The sequence below is a fragment of the Sphingobium soli genome (assembly GCF_020782245.1).
Lineage (GTDB): Bacteria > Pseudomonadota > Alphaproteobacteria > Sphingomonadales > Sphingomonadaceae > Sphingobium > Sphingobium soli.
In genome coordinates this window covers 283,636-300,652 of record NZ_JAJGNP010000002.1, presented here as the reverse complement: position 1 = coordinate 300,652, position 17,017 = coordinate 283,636, and the positions used below count along the sequence as shown (strand labels likewise).

At 62.8% G+C, this 17,017-nt stretch carries 19 protein-coding genes and 1 tRNA gene; 10 read left to right on the top strand and 10 right to left on the bottom strand.

What is annotated here, in order from left to right; translation table 11 throughout:
* Position 1: 1 nt before the first annotated feature.
* The 3 genes from LL253_RS19905 to LL253_RS04175 form a co-directional block, all read right to left on the bottom strand.
* The gene (locus LL253_RS19905; RefSeq protein ID WP_323133402.1) at positions 2–607 is read right to left on the bottom strand and encodes a methyl-accepting chemotaxis protein; all 606 of its coding nucleotides are present in this window, start codon (positions 605–607) and stop codon (positions 2–4) included.
* A 143-nt stretch (positions 608–750) separates the two neighbouring features.
* Positions 751–1,458 carry a response regulator transcription factor CtrA gene (gene ctrA, locus LL253_RS04180; protein ID WP_009821390.1) on the bottom strand — a complete coding sequence of 236 codons (708 nt, stop codon included), beginning with the start codon at positions 1,456–1,458 and terminating at the stop codon, positions 751–753.
* Between the two features lie 279 nt (positions 1,459–1,737).
* The gene (locus LL253_RS04175; RefSeq protein ID WP_228226304.1) at positions 1,738–2,631 is read right to left on the bottom strand and encodes a LysR family transcriptional regulator; all 894 of its coding nucleotides are present in this window, start codon (positions 2,629–2,631) and stop codon (positions 1,738–1,740) included.
* Positions 2,632–2,737: 106 nt separating this feature from the next.
* Here LL253_RS04175 and LL253_RS04170 point away from each other — a divergent pair, with 106 nt between their 5' ends.
* The 4 genes from LL253_RS04170 (at position 2,738) to LL253_RS04155 (ending at position 5,961) form a co-directional block, all read left to right on the top strand.
* On the top strand, positions 2,738–3,457 hold the full coding sequence (locus tag LL253_RS04170; protein ID WP_009821387.1) for a pirin family protein: 720 nt from the start codon (positions 2,738–2,740) through the stop codon (positions 3,455–3,457).
* A gap of 121 nt (positions 3,458–3,578) precedes the next feature.
* Positions 3,579–4,178, top strand: coding sequence for an NAD(P)H:quinone oxidoreductase (gene wrbA, locus LL253_RS04165; RefSeq protein WP_228226303.1), 600 nt, complete (start codon positions 3,579–3,581; stop codon positions 4,176–4,178).
* A gap of 437 nt (positions 4,179–4,615) precedes the next feature.
* Complete coding sequence (locus tag LL253_RS04160) at positions 4,616–5,098, top strand: carboxymuconolactone decarboxylase family protein (protein WP_228226302.1); 483 nt, start codon at positions 4,616–4,618, stop codon at positions 5,096–5,098.
* A complete protein-coding gene (locus LL253_RS04155; protein WP_228226301.1) occupies positions 5,098–5,961 on the top strand; it encodes a sigma-70 family RNA polymerase sigma factor in 864 nt (287 codons plus the stop codon). The genes LL253_RS04160 and LL253_RS04155 overlap by 1 nt, the downstream gene beginning before the upstream one ends.
* 4 nt (positions 5,962–5,965) lie before the next feature.
* Here the strand turns inward: LL253_RS04155 and LL253_RS04150 are convergent, their stop codons facing one another.
* The gene (locus LL253_RS04150) at positions 5,966–6,922 is read right to left on the bottom strand and encodes an acyltransferase family protein (RefSeq protein WP_228226300.1); all 957 of its coding nucleotides are present in this window, start codon (positions 6,920–6,922) and stop codon (positions 5,966–5,968) included.
* A 68-nt stretch (positions 6,923–6,990) separates the two neighbouring features.
* Here LL253_RS04150 and LL253_RS04145 point away from each other — a divergent pair, with 68 nt between their 5' ends.
* The 6 genes from LL253_RS04145 to LL253_RS04120 all read left to right on the top strand — a co-directional run bounded on the left by LL253_RS04145 (position 6,991) and on the right by LL253_RS04120 (position 12,252).
* Positions 6,991–7,668, top strand: a complete 678-nt coding sequence (locus LL253_RS04145) for an RluA family pseudouridine synthase (protein WP_009821381.1) — start codon at positions 6,991–6,993, stop codon at positions 7,666–7,668.
* Positions 7,655–8,059: an alternative ribosome rescue aminoacyl-tRNA hydrolase ArfB gene (arfB, locus tag LL253_RS04140; protein WP_009821380.1), complete on the top strand. Its 405-nt coding sequence runs from the start codon at positions 7,655–7,657 to the stop codon at positions 8,057–8,059. Before LL253_RS04145 ends, arfB begins: the two co-directional genes overlap by 14 nt.
* 47 nt (positions 8,060–8,106) lie before the next feature.
* Positions 8,107–9,849 carry an MFS transporter gene (locus tag LL253_RS04135; RefSeq protein WP_228226299.1) on the top strand — a complete coding sequence of 581 codons (1,743 nt, stop codon included), beginning with the start codon at positions 8,107–8,109 and terminating at the stop codon, positions 9,847–9,849.
* A 7-nt stretch (positions 9,850–9,856) separates the two neighbouring features.
* The gene (locus LL253_RS04130) at positions 9,857–10,342 is read left to right on the top strand and encodes a GAF domain-containing protein (protein ID WP_228226298.1); all 486 of its coding nucleotides are present in this window, start codon (positions 9,857–9,859) and stop codon (positions 10,340–10,342) included.
* 137 nt (positions 10,343–10,479) lie between these two features.
* Positions 10,480–11,469, top strand: a complete 990-nt coding sequence (locus LL253_RS04125; RefSeq protein WP_228226297.1) for an RcnB family protein — start codon at positions 10,480–10,482, stop codon at positions 11,467–11,469.
* A 156-nt stretch (positions 11,470–11,625) separates the two neighbouring features.
* Complete coding sequence (locus LL253_RS04120) at positions 11,626–12,252, top strand: YitT family protein (protein ID WP_228226296.1); 627 nt, start codon at positions 11,626–11,628, stop codon at positions 12,250–12,252.
* Here LL253_RS04120 and LL253_RS04115 read toward each other — a convergent pair.
* The 6 genes from LL253_RS04115 to lon form a co-directional block, all read right to left on the bottom strand.
* The gene (locus LL253_RS04115; protein ID WP_228226295.1) at positions 12,249–12,779 is read right to left on the bottom strand and encodes a hypothetical protein; all 531 of its coding nucleotides are present in this window, start codon (positions 12,777–12,779) and stop codon (positions 12,249–12,251) included. The two genes, LL253_RS04120 and LL253_RS04115, sit on opposite strands and share 4 nt — an antisense overlap.
* Complete coding sequence (hisI, locus tag LL253_RS04110) at positions 12,766–13,137, bottom strand: phosphoribosyl-AMP cyclohydrolase (RefSeq protein WP_009821374.1); 372 nt, start codon at positions 13,135–13,137, stop codon at positions 12,766–12,768. The genes LL253_RS04115 and hisI overlap by 14 nt, the downstream gene beginning before the upstream one ends.
* A 63-nt stretch (positions 13,138–13,200) precedes the next feature.
* A tRNA-His gene (locus tag LL253_RS04105) sits at positions 13,201–13,277 on the bottom strand.
* Between the two features lie 84 nt (positions 13,278–13,361).
* Positions 13,362–13,925, bottom strand: coding sequence for a septal ring lytic transglycosylase RlpA family protein (locus LL253_RS04100; RefSeq protein ID WP_228220349.1), 564 nt, complete (start codon positions 13,923–13,925; stop codon positions 13,362–13,364).
* Positions 13,926–14,137: 212 nt separating this feature from the next.
* The gene (locus LL253_RS04095) at positions 14,138–14,410 is read right to left on the bottom strand and encodes an HU family DNA-binding protein (RefSeq protein WP_009821372.1); all 273 of its coding nucleotides are present in this window, start codon (positions 14,408–14,410) and stop codon (positions 14,138–14,140) included.
* A 189-nt stretch (positions 14,411–14,599) separates the two neighbouring features.
* Positions 14,600–16,996 (bottom strand): endopeptidase La, encoded by a 2,397-nt coding sequence (lon, locus tag LL253_RS04090; RefSeq protein WP_228226294.1) that lies wholly within the window; start codon positions 16,994–16,996, stop codon positions 14,600–14,602.
* Positions 16,997–17,017: the final 21 nt, after the last annotated feature.

The following is a 17,017-nucleotide window of genomic DNA, read 5'->3' as shown; positions in this document are numbered from 1 at the left end:
TCTATCGCGCGGCCGTAACCATCGCCCGCGCCCGATCGGTAGCGCTGCGCGTGTCGCCGGCCAGTTTCTTGACCTCAGCTGCAACGACGGCAAAGCCCTTGCCCGCCTCGCCCGCCCGCGCCGCCTCGATGCTGGCGTTGAGCGCCAGCATGTTGGTCTGGTTCGCGATCAGTCCGATGCTGTTGACGATATCGGACAGGCCATCGACGGTATTGCGCAATTCCGTCCGCAACTGGTGCGCCGCCGAATTGTCGGTTGCGATCTTGAGGATGCGGTCGATCGATCCGTCAGCGTGGAATACCGGATTATAGGTCGCCTGCAACCAGACGAGGCGGCCCCCCTTGCCCACGCGCCGATATTCGCCCGCGTCATATTCTCCCCGCCCCAGCTTGCGCCAGAACGCGGCATAGGCCGGCGTATCGCCATGGCCGGGCTCGCAGAAGATGCGATGATGCTGGCCCTGTATCTCCGCTAGCGCATAGCCCATGGTCGCCAGGAATCGGTCATTGGCCCATAGCACGATGCCGGACGGGTCGAACTCGATCACCGCTTGGGACCGGCAAATGGCATCCCATGCTGCTTCGGGACTATGCGTTGCCTGACCCATCAAACGGAAACTCCTTCACCGCCGCGCTACACGGCATAAGGTGACCAAGCCGTTAAGATTGCTGGCCCCCGCGCCCCAGACACGGAAAAGGCCGGCCTCCTGCTGGAGCCCGGCCTTTCCAACCCGTATTTAATGTTTGAACGTCAGGCGACCTTGGCCTGCGTTTCCTCGACCTCGTCCGGATCGCGCAGCACATAGCCGCGACCCCAGACGGTCTCGATATAATTGTCGCCGCCGCAGGCCAGCGCCAGCTTCTTGCGCAGCTTGCAGATGAAGACGTCGATGATCTTGAGTTCCGGCTCGTCCATCCCGCCATAGAGGTGATTGAGGAACATTTCCTTGGTCAGCGTCGTGCCCTTGCGCAGCGACAGCAGCTCCAGCATCGCATATTCCTTGCCGGTCAGGTGGACGCGATTGCCGTCCACTTCCACCGTCTTGGCGTCCAGATTAACCGACAGCTTGCCGGTGCGGATGACCGACTGGCTGTGCCCCTTGGACCGGCGCACGACCGCATGAATACGCGCGATCAGTTCCTCGCGGTGGAAGGGCTTGGTCACATAATCGTCCGCGCCAAAGCCGAACGACCGCACTTTGCTGTCCATCTCGCTGATGCCCGACAGGATCAGAACCGGGGTCTGCACCTTGGCCGCGCGCAATTTCTTCAGCACGTCATAGCCATGCATGTCCGGCAGGTTCAGGTCCAGGCAGATGATGTCGTAATCATAGAGCTTGCCGAGGTCCAAACCCTCTTCGCCCAGATCCGTGGTATAGACGTTGAAGCCTTCGGTCGTGAGCATCAGCTCGATCGCCTTGGCGGTGGTCGGTTCGTCCTCAATCAGCAGCACGCGCATATGAATGCCCCTTTGCGTCGCAGTCCCGTTCACCCCACCAGAACGGCTTCCGCTTTAAATCATTAACCAAAAAACTTCTGAAGGACAAAGGTTAATTTTTGACTAACCGGCGGAATCCGGCGAGTCGCATGGAAACGAATCTATTTACAAAGGGTTGAGCGCCGCTCCACCCACGCAAAGTCAAGGTAGATTCACATGCGAAACGACAGCATCGGGCCGCCGCGAGGCTAAGAGATGCCATTTGCAGCAGAAAAAATTTACGAAGGTTGACGGTGATCCTTAACAGCCATGGTGGCTGGCAATGAAGTCGATGAGCGCATCCACCCTGGCCGGACGAAGCCTTGAAGGCGGCGTCACCAGATGCAGCCCGACCGGCGGCGAACGCCAGTCGATTAATATCTCCTCCAATTCGCCCTTCGCCAGCGCCTCGCCCACGATGAAGTCGGGCAACCGCGCAATGCCGATCCCGTCGCGCAGCGCCGGCAACATCGCCTCCCCGCTGTTGATCGTCAGCCGCCCGCGCACCTGCACGGCGACGACCTGCTGGCCCGGCCCCGAAAATCGCCAGACGTCAGACGGCGTCACATTGGAATAGCAGATGCAATCATGCACGCCCAGGTCGCTTGGATGCGCCGGTCGCCCCCGCGCATCAAGATAGGCGGGCGACGCGATCACATGCAGGTTGACGTCCGCCAGCCGCCGCGCCCGCAACGAACTGTCGGGCATGTCGGCAATGCGGATCGTCGCATCCAACCCCATTTCCACGATGTCGATCTTCGCGTCCGACAGATGTAGGTCTATATCGACCAGGGGATGCATTTTCGTGAACTGCGCCACCAAAGGCGCGATGCGCAGCAGGCCGAACGTCATCGGCGCGCCCAGCCGCACAACGCCCGACAATTCCGCCGTCTCGTCCCGCGCCGCCTCTTCGGCCGCCCGCCCCTCCGCCAGGATGCGCTGGGCATGATCGGCCAGCCGCTTGCCGCTTTCGGTCAACGCCAGGCGGCGGCTGGTGCGGTTGAACAGGCTGGTGTCGAGATGCTCCTCCAGCCGCGTCACAGCCTTGGACACCGTCGCCTTGGACACGCTCAGCGCCTTGGCCGCGTCGGTGAAGCTGCGATGCTCGACCACGGCGGCGAACATCGCCCAGGCTTCAAAATCGGGAAGGCGCATTGGAAACAATCCGTTTCAAAGCTGTTCGTTCAGGAAACGATCCTGATGGCTATATTGGCGGAAAGCAAGCCGGAAGCCCCGGCTTTTGAAATGAAAGGCATCTGCCATGACCACGACCACTGCGAGCCGTATCGAACGCCGCCCCTTCGCGTCGCTGGGCCATGCCGACCATGGCTGGCTCAACGCGCGCCATCATTTTTCCTTCGCCGATTATTATGACGACGAACGGATGCACTGGGGTGCGATCCGCGTCTGGAATGATGACGAGATCGGACCGCGCTCCGGCTTTCCGCCTCATCCGCACAACGACATGGAAATCATCACCTATGTCCGCACCGGCGCGATCACGCACCAGGACAGCCTGGGCAACAAGGGCCGCACGGCGGCCGGCGATGTTCAGGTGATGTCGGCCGGCACCGGCATCCGTCACGCCGAATATAATCTGGAGGATGAAACCACTACCCTGTTCCAGATCTGGATCATGCCGCGCAGCCGCGGCGGCCAGCCCAGCTGGGGCGCCAAGCCCTTCCCCAAGGGCGATCGCGCCGGCAAGCTGGTCGTGCTGGCGAGCGGCGATGATGCTGACACAGAAGCATTGCGCATCCGCGCCGACGCCCGCCTGCTGGGCGGCACGATCAAGGCGGGGACCAGCATCACCTATGACAGCGCGCCCGGTCGTCACCTCTATCTCGTGCCCGCCACCGGGCGGATCGAAATAGATGGCGAACCTTTCGAGGCGCGCGACGGCGCGGCAATCACCAGTGGCGGTCCGATCACCATCACCGCACTGGAAGATGCCGAAATCGTGCTGGTCGACAGCATCTAGAAACCCTTTGGCCCGTTCTTTCCCCTCCCCCTCATGAACGGGCCGGGCCGCCTGCGCCTTCCTCCCTCCCGCGCAGGCGGCCACCCTTCACGCAAACCATTTCAGCTAAGGAGACATGACGATGGCAAAGGTTCTGGTCCTTTATTATTCATCCTACGGCCATATCGAAACCATGGCGAAGGCCGTGGCCGAAGGCGCAGCATCCGCCGGCGCGCAGGTCGATATCAAGCGCGTGCCCGAAACCGCGCCGCTCGACGTCGCGAAGAACGCCCATTTCAAACTGGATCAGGACGCGCCGGTCGCCACGGTCAACGAACTGGCTGACTATGACGCAATCATCGTGGGCACCGGCACGCGCTTTGGCCGCATGTCGAGCCAGATGGCGGCCTTCCTCGACCAGGCCGGCGGCCTGTGGGCGCGCGGCGCGCTCAATGGCAAAGTCGGCGGCGCGTTCACTTCGACGGCCAGCCAGCATGGCGGACAGGAAGTCACACTCTTCTCGATCATCACCAACCTCATGCATTTCGGCATGACCATCGTCGGCCTCGACTATGGTTTCCAGGGCCAGATGGGCGTGGACAAGGTGCGCGGCGGATCGCCCTATGGCGCGACCACTCTGGCCGACAGCGACGGCAGCCGCCAGCCCAGCGAAGAAGAACTGGATGGGGCGCGCTATCAGGGCCGCCGGATAGCCGAAACCGCGATCAAACTGCACGGCTGACCGCGCGGCAACGTTTGTCGCGACCGCATGGCCTTCGGATCTCGCGAAGGAAAAACCACAGGGGCTGGCGCACCGGACATGCGCCAGCCCCTTTTTGGTGCGCAAAGCGGGCCAGCTTTGCCCGCTCACATATCTCTTCCAAAATAGGATTTCGTCTGATCTACACTGGTTGATGACGCCGCGCTTCACCACCCGCACATGCCTGCCTGCGCGGCCCGGGGCGGGCAAAGCCCCCCGTCGCTCAGGTGTCGCCTTGTGGTCGCTTCGCGGTCGCTTCGGTGTCGCTTCGTGGTCGCTTCCGGCCCAAAACAGGCGAAACCGTGTGAACTTCGCCTTGCTGTCCACATGGCCCATCGGGTGCAAAAAACACAGCGGCATGTCACATCCCTCGCCGCCGTCTCGTCATGATTGCACACCCCAAGCGAAAGGACTGCATCATGACTGCCAAGCTCGATCCCTTCACCGCCGCGCCCCAGCAAATGAAGGCCTGGTACGCCGCCAGCACCGCCGTTGCCGAAGCACTGGAACCCGCGCTTGTCGAACTGGTCAAGATCCGCGCGTCGCAGATCAACCAGTGCGCCAACTGCCTCAACATGCATAGCGCCGACGCCCGCGCGCAGGGGGAAAGCGAACAGCGGCTCTTTCTCCTCTCCGCCTGGCGCGACGCCCCTTGCTATACCGATCGGGAACGCGCCGCGCTGGGCTGGACGGAAGCGATGACGCGCCTGTCCGAAGCACCCGAGGTGCAGGCCGCCCATGAAGCGCTAAAATGGGAGTTCAGCGAGGAGGAACAGGTGCAATTGACGCTGGCGATCAACGTCATCAACGGCTGGAACCGGCTCGCGGTCGGCTTTGGCATGTGGATCGAAACCCCCGCGACCAAGGCACGCGACGCGGCGCAGGTCAAGGCGGCGGCCTGATGGCGCAGGGGACGCAGACGGACGCTGCGGCGCGCTTCGCCCCGCTGCGTCCCCGCCTCACCCGCATCGCCTATCGCATGCTCGGTTCCGTGGCGGACGCCGAGGATGTGGTGCAGGACGCCTTCCTGCGCTGGATGGGCGCGGACCATGACGCGGTGCGCGAACCCGAAGCCTTCCTCCGCCGCATCGTCACCCGCCTGTGCCTCGATCACCTCAAATCCGCGCGGGTGCGGCGCGAAACATATGTCGGCCCCTGGCTCCCCGAACCGCTGGTGGAGGACGGGGATGAGGACCGCGATGACATCACCCTGCCGCTGATGCTGGCGCTCGAGCGACTGTCTCCACTGGAGCGCGCCGCCTTCCTGCTGCACGACGTTTTCGGCCTGGGCTTTGAGGAGGTAGCCGCCACGATTGGCCGGGATACCGCCGCCTGCCGGCAACTCGCCGCGCGGGCGCGAGGCCATGTCCGCGCCGCCCGCCCCCGCTATCGCATGGACGCGGCGCGCGGGCTGGAGATCGCCAACGCCTTCTTTACTGCTTCGCGCAGCGGCGACATGGGAGCGCTCGGCGCAATGCTGGCGCAGGACGTCAGCCTGCACAGCGACGGCGGCGGCAAGCGCCCGGCGACCATCCGCCCCGCGCTGGGCTTCGCGCAGGTCATGCAGGTGCACAAGGCGCTGGGCGTGCTGTTCGGCAAATATGGGTCGACGCTTTTGCGCACCTGCCGGATCAACGGCCTGCCCGGCTTCGTCACGCGAGAGGCCGATGGCGAAATCCAGACCACCGCGCTCGCGATCGAGGATGGGCGGATCAGCACCATCTATGTCATGCGCAACCCCGACAAGCTGCGCCATCTTCACTGAAGCGCTAGAGGAAAACGCGCCGCAGCGGCGTCAGCCGCACCAGGTGCCAGGCAAGAAGGGGCAGGACGAGAGCGAGAAGGAAAAGCCAGGCCTTGGACAGGGAAGGACCGCAATAATGGATCAGCGCGCCATGCAGATACATGATCACCAGCGAGGCGCGGCCGAACTGCCTCAGCGGCCAGGCAAGGCGCGCGATCCGCGCCGACAGGCGGAACAGCAGCAGGGATGTCGCCACCGCCGCGCCGATCGACAGCAGCGGCCAACCATAATCGGCGACCTTCATGTTGAGCGTCGGGAACAGGCCCGACAGCCCCGCCGTCGCCAGCAGCCCCAGGGGCAGGATCAGGCCATTGCGCCAGCGGACATGCGGCCATGCCGCGCCGGCCCAGAGCAACAATATGGCCATTGGCACGGTCAGCAGGCCCAACGGAGACACATCGAACAGCCAGCCCAGCCCATAGGCCAGCAGCGCCAGCGGCACGAGCAACAACCCCCATCGTCGGTCGAGCGGATCGGGCCAGCGGTTGAAGGCGACGTTGAATGCGATCCGCGCCGTCATCAGGCAGGGCACGAACCAGAAGATGATGAACGGCCCGCCCAGCCATGTTCCGCCCAGCAATATGGGACCCATATCCCGCGGCCAGTCGCGATAGATGGGCACATTGCCCTTCATCGGCTCAATGATCTGGTCGGCGAAGAGCAGCACTATCAGGAAGGCGGCATAGGGCCGCATCTGGCTGACGATCTGCCGCCGGGTGAAGGCACCGATGGGGCGTGGCCGCGACAACAGGCCCGACAGCAGGAAGAAAAGCGGCATGTGGAAGCTGTAGAGCGCATCGCGCACCGGGCCGCGCGTCCATATATGCCCCGCCACCACCGCAATGATGCCGATGCCGCGCGCCACATCGACCCAGTCCAGCCGAAATTGCGCTGTCGCCGCGTCATGCCCCCTGTTTTCCATCGCCGCCCCGCCCTATAGGATGGCGCGCGCGCGTCAATCGCCCCCTGTTCCCGTTAGGATGATACCCCTTGCCCCTGTTGACCGACCATGTCCTGTTCCTTGATGGCGAGGCGCTGATCCTCGACAAGCCCGCCGGCCTGCCGGTCGATGCGCCGCGCGACGGGTCGATGAGTCTGGAAAATCATCTGGCGTCCCTGACCTTCGGTTTCCAGCGCTGGCCGCTGGCCGTCCACCGGCTGGACCGGGATACCAGCGGCTGCCTGCTGCTCGCCCGCAATCCCAAGGCGCACAAGCGCTTCGCCGCCGCGTTCGAAGCAGGCACCGTGACGAAACGCTATATCGCCGTGCTCGATGGCGTCCCGGCGGAGACCGAAGGGACGATCGCCCTTTCGCTGAAGAAGGTCAGCACGCCGACGCAGGGCTGGCGCATGATCGCGGCCAAGGCGGGCAAGGCCGCCGTCACCCATTGGCGCAAGCTTGCCGAGCGCGACGGACGCGCGCTGGTTGCCTTCACCCCGGAAACCGGCCGCACCCACCAAATCCGCGTTCATGCCCAGCACGGGCTTGGCTTTGGCATCATGGGCGATCCGGTCTATGGCAATGGCGAAGGGCCTATGCTGCTCCACAGCCGATTCCTCAGCGTCCCGCGCGGCGACAAGCCTGCTGCCGAGGCGACCGCGCCACTGCCGCAAACCTTTGCCGCCGCTGGCTTTGGCCCGGAACATCTGGACGATGCCGGACTTTGACGTGCCCGAAGAGGCGCTGGAGGAGCGCTTCGTCACCGGCGGGGGACCGGGCGGCCAGAATGTGAACAAGGTCGCGACGGCGGTGCAACTGCGCGTCAACCTCTTCCGCCTTGGCCTTCCCCCCCATGCCTATCGCAAAATCAAGGAACTGGCTGGATCGCGCCTCACCGCTGCCAACGAAATCCTGATCCAGGCCAACCGCTTCCGCACCCAGGAAGCCAACCGGCAGGACGCCCGCGACCGGCTCGCCGACCTGATCGCCAAAGCCCATCAACGCGACGCCCGCCGCATCGCCACCAAACCCGGCAAGGCCGCCAAGGCCCGCCGCGTCGACGCAAAGAAAGCGCGTAGTTCCGTCAAGCAAGGGCGCGGTAAGATACAAATGGACTGACGCGCTGTTAACCATATTAGGCCATCATCTGCGAAAGGGGGATCGCAATGACCGTGCGGGCCGGCATCGTGAAAGGCCACCAATCGGGCGAGCAATATGCTGCGCAAGCAATGCTACGGTGGTTCGCCATCGGTGCGTCGGTCTGGCTCCTTGCCGGCATGGCGACGATGATCTTCGCCAATGGTCTGCGGTTTGAGCAGTATGTCTTCCTGACTCAGGATGCTCCGGTCGCGGCGTTTCTGATCGGCTTCCTATCCTTACTGAAGGGGCAGGCTGGCAATCCCGGATCGCCGCCCGAGATAAGGAACTGGCAAATCGGCGTCGCCATCGTCGCCGTCATGGCCATCGCCTGGGCGGGCCATCACTGGCTGATGTCCGGCTATTCCCTGTCACGTGACGAAGCCTTGGCGCGCATGAGCGCAGCAGCCCTGGCCCATGGTCAGCTTGCCATGCCGATCCCGCCGGAATGGCGCGCTTATGCTGACGCCATGTCACCCGACTTCCTCAACCCCATGGGCGGCGACCGATACTGGATTTCCCTATATCTACCCGGTTCAGCAGCGATTGAGGCGCTGGTATCACAATTTGCGGACCCCGCCCTCACCCAGCCGCTATTGTTGGGGCTTGGGCTGCTGATGCTGTGGGACGTGTCGCGCATTCTTTTTCCCGATCGGCCTGACATTCGCACTGCCGTCATGCTGCTCGCTTTCTCGTCCTGCCAGTTGTTGTTCACGGCGATGACCGCGTACGCAATGACCGCGCATTTTGCGCTGAACATGGTCTGGCTCGCGCTGTTCATTCGTGACAGGACCTGCACGCATGGCGCTGCGCTTTTGGTTGGGTTCTTTGCCCTGTCCCTCCATAAGGTGCAGTTTCACGTCCTGTTCGCTGGCCCCATATTGGCGACACTGCTTTGGCGCAGACGGTGGGCGCTTTCTGCCCTCTATGCGGTGAGCTACGCCATTTTCCTGATTGTCTGGATGAAGCTATACCCCCTGCTGCTGGTCGATCGGCTAGACCTTTCCATCACCGCTGGCGCCGCCAAAGGCGTCTCCTTGTCCCCACGATTGGCCAGCCTTCAGCCGCTCCTCTATCTCACGCGGTTTTTCGCCTGGAATAATGCGCTGCTCGTCCCGCTCGCGCTCATCGGAATGAAAGGTGCGTGGCGAAGCCTCCGTCAGGACGCACAAGACCGACGGGCGCTGCTATTTATCGGACTGACTGGCGGGTGCGCCATTGGGATGCTGCTGACCGTGCATCAGGGACTGGGCTGGGGCTATCGCTATCTGCATGGCTATATCGGCCCCTTTTGCCTGCTCGCCGGATTGGGTTGGAACAAACTTTATCCGTCGCCAGCCAGCCTGCGCCCGATCTGGTTGGCGGTCATGGTGTCGATGGCTACAGTCGCGGCGCAAGGCGTGATGGTCGCACGCTTCGTCACCCCCTACGCGCGCCTCCATGCCCATGCTGCTGCTCTGCCTGTGGACATCCTGTTGCTGGACCCGCGGGGCGGCGTCTTTGCGCAGGACATTGTTCGCGTCCCCCCCAACATGGTGCACCGCCCCATATTCATGGATCTGTCCAAGCTGGACAAACAGCGCGTGGATACCCTTTGTCGGAAATATCGGATCGGCATTATCGATCGGACAGATTACCGCGCTGCGGGCATATTGGCCGACGATAGCAGGCCGGACGCGCGCCATATCGCGCGAATAAGGGCATATCTTGATTTGACCGGCTGCGCCAGACGGGCCCTCCCCTCTGGAACCGGCAGCCAGGCGTCCCTATAGAAGCCGCATGTTCGATTTTGCCCCAACCGCCCAGGCTGACAAAGCCGCGCTCTACGCCGATCTCGTCTCCGCCGCAGACGCGCTCACGCGCGACGAGCCGGACGCTATGGCCAATATGGCCAATATATCCGCGCTCTTATGGCAGTTCCTGCCCGACCTCAACTGGGCGGGCTTCTATCGGCTGATCGGGGATGAGCTGGTGCTTGGTCCTTTTCAGGGCAAGCCGGCCTGCATCCGCATCCCGGTTGGTCGCGGGGTATGCGGCGCGGCGGCTGCCACGCGCGAAACCCAGCTGGTCGAGGATGTTCACGCCTTTCCCGGACATATCGCCTGCGATGCGGCCAGCGCGTCGGAGGTCGTCGTGCCGGTCATCCATGATGGCGCGCTCGTGGGGGTGATTGATCTCGATAGCCCGCGCGCTGCCCGCTTCGACGCCGAGGACGCCGCAGGACTTGAAGGATTGGCGACGATGATTGCCGCGCGCATCGCCTGACCCTCTACATCTGCCCCGTTTCAGGACAGCGTATAACGCCATGATCCGTGGATTGCGGCGGATCATCATGCTAAACAGCGCGTTAGCATTTCTGCGGCGCGCCTCGTGCCCGCTCAAGACCATCGGGAGACTGATCCATGCGGATGTTGAACCTTGCCCTGATCGGCACGGCCCTGGCGATGACCGGGGTAGCGGCGCCTGCATCGGCGAACGGTCGTGGCGGGGCGCATGGCGTCCGTCCCGGCGTTGCGCATAGTAACATGCACCGCTGGGGTCCGCGCCAGCAAGGCCGGTGGTACGCTGGATGGGGCGCACCGGGCGGCTGGAACGGCTATCGGCGCCCCGTGCGCGGCTACATCCTGCCGCGCTACTGGGTCAGCCCCAACTATTATATCGCCAATTACCCCGCCTATGGGCTGCCTGCCCCCGCGCCCGGCTATGGTTGGTCGCGTTATTATGATGATGCGGTCATGACCGACCGGTACGGGCGGGTCCATGACTATCGGTCAGATATCGACTGGGACCGTTACGAGGGCGGTTATGGCGACTATGCCGATGATCGTCGCGATAATGGCGTGGGCGGCGCAGCGATCGGCGCGGTCGTGGGCGGCGTCGCGGGCAACCGCATCGCGGGACGCGGCAATCGCACGGCCGGCACGGTGATCGGCGCTGGCGTCGGGGCGGTGGCTGGTATGGCGATCGACAAGGCCGAAGACGATCGGCGGGATGCGCCCTCGCCTCGGCCCGGCGTCAGCTATGACGACGGCTATGGCTATGCCGATGATGCCGTGACCAGTTCCAACGAATATGAAGGCCGCTGGACCGGTACCTGGACAACTGACGACGGACGGACGGTTTCAGGAACCTATGATGGCCGATTCGAAGGCGATGTACGGGGCGCAGGTGTCGATTATCCGCCGCCGCCTTATGAAGGCGCGCCGCATTGGGGTGGCGCACCGATGGCGGGTGGCTATGTGTCGGGCGGCTATTATTATCCTGCTCCCATCGTGACGACCGTCACGGTCCAGCCGGCAACGACAACCACGACGACGACCACCTATGTGACCGAAACGGTAGCGCCGCACAAAAGCGTTCGCCGCAGTCGGCGTGCATGCCGCTGCAAATAGCTGCGGCATCTTGCGCACTCTGGCGGCTTCGTGGCACAGCGGCGCGCACAATAAGCAGCGGAATGATCGTGCTCCGGCCGCCCTTGGGTGGCCAGAGCATGGATCCTATCGCGGGAGAGGATGACGAGGGCTTTTTCCAATGAATGGACCCCTTGCATGCCGCCCGCCCTGCCTGCTCTTCACCCGCCGGCCCGTCCCCATAATCTTGCGGAAGATGGCTATGCCATAGCGATTGGCTGCGCTTTCATCGCCATGGGGCTCATGCTGCTGAAGCAAGCAGGTCTGGTGACGGGGGGCATGGCAGGCGTCGCATTGCTCATTTCCTATCTGATCCCCTGGTCGCCCGCGACATTGTTCATCCTGGTCAATATTCCTTTCTTCCTGTTTGGCGGCAGAGCGATGGGGCTTGCGTTCGGGCTCAAGACGTTGTTTGCCAACATCGCCATCATGGCGCTGGGCCTGACGATGCCCGACGCGTTGCAGGTGGCGAAGATCAGCCCGGTCTTTGCAGCCCTGTTCGGCGGATCAATCATCGGTTTTGGCATATTGGCGATCGCCCGGCACGGCGCCGGCGTCGGCGGTATCGGAGTGGTGGCGCTGATCCTGCAAAAGTCGCGCGGCTGGAACGCCGGCCGCACGCAAATGGGGTGCGATGTGCTGATCCTGCTCGCATCCCTGCCGATCCTGAGCGCCGACCGGTTCGCCCTGTCCATATTATCCGCCGGAGCGATCAACGCCGTGCTGTTCGTCAATCATCGCCCTGGACGCTATATCGGCCACTAGGCGGTACAGAGCGGATCGCCCGACCGCGCGCGCGCGCGGAGCGCGCTTGCCGCATCGCTGGCGATGCGCGGAAAGCTCACCCCTTCCAGCGAACCGCGCCCTTCGCACAAATCAGCACAAGCCAGATCGACGACGCCGGGGAGCGCCACCTGGTCGCCATCATATTGCGCGACGATGATACAGCGATCGCCACCCTTGAAACTGAGGATCAGCTTGTCGCCAGCCCGCCGCGCCGTTCCCTGCCCTCGACAGGCAGGTTCCTCACCGAAAATCGCTTCCAGGCCAAAATGCAGCTCGCCATTGCGTGCAGGTATGACGCACAATGCGTCTCGGCCAGCCTCGTGATTGCGCTGGAAGAGGCCGACAGGCGATATCTTGGCGGGGTCGGCAATCGTCCCGCTGGCTATCGCCGCCTGTTCCAGCCGGGATGCCGCTCCGCCCGACACGACGGGCGGAGCATCCTGATTGGCAGGACTGCGCTGGCAACCGAGCAACAGGAGAAAGAGCGTCAGGCTAATCCGCCGCATCGACCGGGCTTAGGCCTTCGGACCCGACGCGACGGAAAAAACAGGAGCGTGCGCCTGTGTGGCATGTCGGCCCGGCTGGAATTGCCTTCACCCAGACAGCGTCCTGATCGCAATCGATGCGGATATCGCATACCTCCAGCATGTGACCGGATGTCTCGCCCTTCTTCCAGAGCGACTGCCGGCTGCGCGACCAGAAATGGGCGAGGCGCGTCTCCACGGTCAGCGCCAAAGCCTGCCCATTCATGTGCGCGACCATCAGCACCTCGCCGCTCCTTGCATCCGTCACGACGGCGGTGATCAGTCCATCGCGGTCATATTTGGGATCAAGGGTCAGGCCCGTGTCGCGCGCATCAGTCATCGCCGCCCTATAGGCGGGAACAGCGCGAAAGCGAAGCCCAAAGGCTGTAGAAATGAAGCCAAATGGGGCGATCGACGGGATCCGAACCCGCGACCTCCGGTACCACAAACCGGCGCTCTAACCAACTGAGCTACGATCGCCACAGGGGCCAGCGGCCCCGAGAGACAGGGCACATATGCGGCCCGCCCCTGCCCGTCAAGCCGACAAATCACCGCCAGAAGAATTCATTGGCCCATTCCCGCTGCCAGCTGCGCCCGCAAATTTGCGAGCGTGGTTTCAGATACACGGGGCCGCTCACGCGCCGGCTTTCCCTTGCGCAATTTCGCGCGGTCCTTTTCGGACGGGTTCACCAGTCGCACGCGCACAGCCGCGTGTCCTCGGGCACGAATACCCAGTTCATCGGCCGCGCCGCGTGACAGGTCGATGATCCGGCCGCGACCGGCGAACGGCCCGCGATCGTTGACCCGCACCACAATGGTGCGCCCGGTATCGAGGGACGTGACTTCAACATAGCTGGGCAGCGGCAGGGTGACATGCGCGCCCGTGATCCACTTGGCGTGGAAGCGTTCGCCATTGGCAGTGCGATTGCCCGATTCCGACCCATACCAGCTTGCATAGCCCAGCATGTCATACTGCGGATCGGCAGCGGGGACATAAGTGACGCCTCGCACCTTATAGGGCGGGCCGATCCGCACCGGATGGTCGCTGACCGGTCGGAAATTGCCTCCACCGCACGCTGCCAATGCCAGGGCAGGAGCGGTCCACACCATCCTAGTCCATACCGTCATGACGGCATCCCTAACGTCCGCATCAGCCCGCGTCGAGACACACGACAAGGAAAAGGGGTAAAGGCGTTTCCGCCTTTACCCCTTGCGCTTTCGGCTCTGGGCGAAGGACAGGTATGCCCTGCCAATCCGCCTCTCTCTCCTAATGGCTTTCCGACCGCGACGCCGGCAAAGTCAGCCAGAGCGGGCGTCCGCCAAAACGGACGCCCTTGCCCTTAGTTGACCGAATCCTTCAGGCCCTTGCCGGCCTTGAATTTCGGCTGGGCCGAGGCCTTGATGGTCATGGTTTCGCCAGTGCGCGGATTGCGACCGGTCGACGCCTTGCGCTGCGAAACCGAAAAGGTGCCGAAACCGACGAGACGGACTTCATCGCCCTTCTTCAACGCGCCAGTGATGGCGTCGAATACGCCTTCGACAGCCTTGGTCGCGTCATTCTTGCTGAGGCCGCTGCTTTCAGCAACCGTGCTGATCAGATCCTGCTTGTTCATGCCTTGGGAACCCCCTTGTGCTGTTGGTTAGTTAGGAATCGCGGCGTAGGCGGGGCAATAAGGCGCGGATTCCAGCCTCTGTCAAAGGGAAAGCGACGAAGACCCCGGCTTTGCTCCAAAATTGCATCCTGTTCCGCAATATGGAGTAAAATCTAGGAGTTCTGCCCATTGTTTCACTTTAGTGACTTTTCAGTGCCTCAGGCTGGGATCGCTATCACGCCCCGCCAGATTCGACGGCTGGGCAGCCAGGTCGTCCTCTTCTGTCCAGGTGATCGCATCGGGCATGGAAACCAGTGCCCGCGCCAGAACCTCATCGACATGAGAGACGGGAATGATCTCCAGTCCTTCCCGGATATTGGCGGGAATTTCCGCTAGGTCCTTCTCATTTTCCTGGGGGATCAGCACCGTCTTTATCCCGCCGCGCAACGCAGCGAGCAGCTTTTCCTTGAGGCCCCCGATCGGCAATACCCGGCCGCGCAACGTCACTTCGCCCGTCATCGCGACATCCTTCTGAACCGGGATGCCGGTCAGCGTCGACACGATCGTCGTGACCATGCCGATACCCGCCGAAGGTCCATCCTTGGGCACGGCGCCTTCGGGCAGGTGGATGTGGATGTCCTTGCGATTGAACACGCTCGGCTTGATGCCATAGCCCGGTGAGCGTGCCTTCACATAGGAAAAGGCCGCCTGGACCGATTCGTTCATGACTTCGCCCAGCTTGCCGGTGGTTTTGATCTGTCCCTTTCCAGGCACGGTGACGGCCTCGATCGTGAGCAGTTCGCCGCCAACCTCTGTCCAGGCAAGCCCCGTCACAGCTCCAATCTGGTTTTCTTCTTCGCCTACGCCGTGGCGGAATTTCCGCACGCCAGCAAAATCGGCCAGATTGTCGGGCGTGATGACGATCTTGTCATATTCGCCTTCCAATATCTTGCGCAGCGCCTTGCGCGCCAGACGCGCCATTTCGCGCTCCAGCGTGCGAACCCCCGCCTCACGGGTATAAAAGCGGATCAGATCGCGTACCGCCGGTTCGGTGACGACGACTTCGCCGTCCTTCAATCCATGCGCGTCAATCTGCTTGGGCAGCAGGTGCCGCTCCGCAATCTCGACCTTCTCGTCCTCGGTATAGCCTTCGAGCCGGATGATCTCCATGCGATCGAGCAACGGCTGGGGCAGATTCAACGAGTTGGCGGTCGTGACGAACATCACGTCCGACAGATCAACGTCGATTTCCAGATAATGGTCCTGGAATTTGCTGTTCTGTTCCGGATCAAGCACCTCGAGCAAAGCGGACGCCGGGTCGCCGCGGAAGTCCTGGCCCAGCTTGTCGATTTCATCGAGCAGGAACAGCGGGTTCATCGTGCCCGCCTTTTTGAGGTTCGACACGATCTTACCGGGCAGCGACCCGATATAGGTGCGCCGATGGCCGCGTATCTCGGCTTCGTCGCGCACCCCGCCCAGCGACTGGCGTACGAATTCACGGCCGGTCGCCTTGGCGATCGAGCGGCCAAGCGATGTCTTGCCGACACCGGGCGGCCCGACAAGGCACAAGATAGGTCCCTTAAGCTTGTTTGTGCGCGCCTGGACGGCGAGATATTCGATGATCCGGTCCTTGACCTTTTCGAGCGCGAAATGATCCTCGTCCAGGATATCCTGCGCCTTTTTAAGGTCGGTCTTGACCTTGCCCTTCTTGCCCCAGGGCAAGCCCAGCAGAACGTCTAGATAGTTGCGGACCACGGTCGCCTCGGCGGACATGGGCTGCATCGCCTTGAGCTTCTTGAGTTCCGCCGTCGCCTTGGACCGAGCTTCCTTGCTCAGTTTGGTCTTGGCGATCTTCTCGGTGAGTTCGGCGAGCTCGTCGCCCTCCTCGCCCTCGCCATTGCCCAACTCGCGCTGGATCGCCTTCAACTGCTCGTTCAGATAATATTCGCGCTGGGTCTTTTCCATCTGCCGCTTCACGCGACCACGAATTTTCTTTTCGACCTGCAGCACGCCAAGTTCGCCCTCCATGAAGGCGAAGACCATTTCAAGGCGCTTGACCGGATCTGCCTCGACCAGCAGCGACTGCTTATCCGACACTTTGACATTGATGTTGGCGGCGACGGCATCGGCCAGCCGGCCCGCATCCTCAATCTCGCGCAGTTGAACGGGCGTTTCGGCCGGCAGCTTCTTGTTAAGCTTGGCGTAGTTCTCGAACTGCTCGGCCACGGACCGCATCAGCGCGGCAGCTTCGGGGCCTTCGGCAGCCAGCTCCTCGACCGGCGCGATTTCCGCAACCAGATAATTATCCTTGGTTTCCATGGCCGACAGTTGCGCGCGGTGTTTGCCCTCCACCAGAACACGAACGGTGCCATCGGGCAGTTTCAACAGCTGCAATACGACTGCGACGACGCCCGTATCATAAAGCGACTCGCGGCCCGGCTCATCCTCCGCCGGGTCCAGCTGCGACACGAGGAAAATCTCCTTGTCGCCTTCCATCGCAGCCTCGAGCGCAGCGACGCTCTTGTCGCGCCCGACGAAGAGCGGAACGATCATTTGCGGAAACACGACGATGTCACGCAGCGGCAGCAGGGGATAATGCGTAGTCATTCAATCTCCGGGGCCGAAACG

Coding starts and splice junctions, on each gene's coding strand:
- LL253_RS19905 (WP_323133402.1), bottom strand. CDS start 607: ATGGGTCAGGCAACGCATAGTCCCGAAGCAGCATGGGATGCCATTTGC.
- ctrA (WP_009821390.1), bottom strand. CDS start 1,458: ATGCGCGTGCTGCTGATTGAGGACGAACCGACCACCGCCAAGGCGATC.
- LL253_RS04175 (WP_228226304.1), bottom strand. CDS start 2,631: ATGCGCCTTCCCGATTTTGAAGCCTGGGCGATGTTCGCCGCCGTGGTC.
- LL253_RS04170 (WP_009821387.1), top strand. CDS start 2,738: ATGACCACGACCACTGCGAGCCGTATCGAACGCCGCCCCTTCGCGTCG.
- wrbA (WP_228226303.1), top strand. CDS start 3,579: ATGGCAAAGGTTCTGGTCCTTTATTATTCATCCTACGGCCATATCGAA.
- LL253_RS04160 (WP_228226302.1), top strand. CDS start 4,616: ATGACTGCCAAGCTCGATCCCTTCACCGCCGCGCCCCAGCAAATGAAG.
- LL253_RS04155 (WP_228226301.1), top strand. CDS start 5,098: ATGGCGCAGGGGACGCAGACGGACGCTGCGGCGCGCTTCGCCCCGCTG.
- LL253_RS04150 (WP_228226300.1), bottom strand. CDS start 6,922: ATGGAAAACAGGGGGCATGACGCGGCGACAGCGCAATTTCGGCTGGAC.
- arfB (WP_009821380.1), top strand. CDS start 7,655: ATGCCGGACTTTGACGTGCCCGAAGAGGCGCTGGAGGAGCGCTTCGTC.
- LL253_RS04135 (WP_228226299.1), top strand. CDS start 8,107: ATGACCGTGCGGGCCGGCATCGTGAAAGGCCACCAATCGGGCGAGCAA.
- LL253_RS04130 (WP_228226298.1), top strand. CDS start 9,857: ATGTTCGATTTTGCCCCAACCGCCCAGGCTGACAAAGCCGCGCTCTAC.
- LL253_RS04125 (WP_228226297.1), top strand. CDS start 10,480: ATGCGGATGTTGAACCTTGCCCTGATCGGCACGGCCCTGGCGATGACC.
- LL253_RS04120 (WP_228226296.1), top strand. CDS start 11,626: ATGCCGCCCGCCCTGCCTGCTCTTCACCCGCCGGCCCGTCCCCATAAT.
- LL253_RS04115 (WP_228226295.1), bottom strand. CDS start 12,779: ATGCGGCGGATTAGCCTGACGCTCTTTCTCCTGTTGCTCGGTTGCCAG.
- hisI (WP_009821374.1), bottom strand. CDS start 13,137: ATGACTGATGCGCGCGACACGGGCCTGACCCTTGATCCCAAATATGAC.
- LL253_RS04100 (WP_228220349.1), bottom strand. CDS start 13,925: ATGACGGTATGGACTAGGATGGTGTGGACCGCTCCTGCCCTGGCATTG.
- LL253_RS04095 (WP_009821372.1), bottom strand. CDS start 14,410: ATGAACAAGCAGGATCTGATCAGCACGGTTGCTGAAAGCAGCGGCCTC.
- lon (WP_228226294.1), bottom strand. CDS start 16,996: ATGACTACGCATTATCCCCTGCTGCCGCTGCGTGACATCGTCGTGTTT.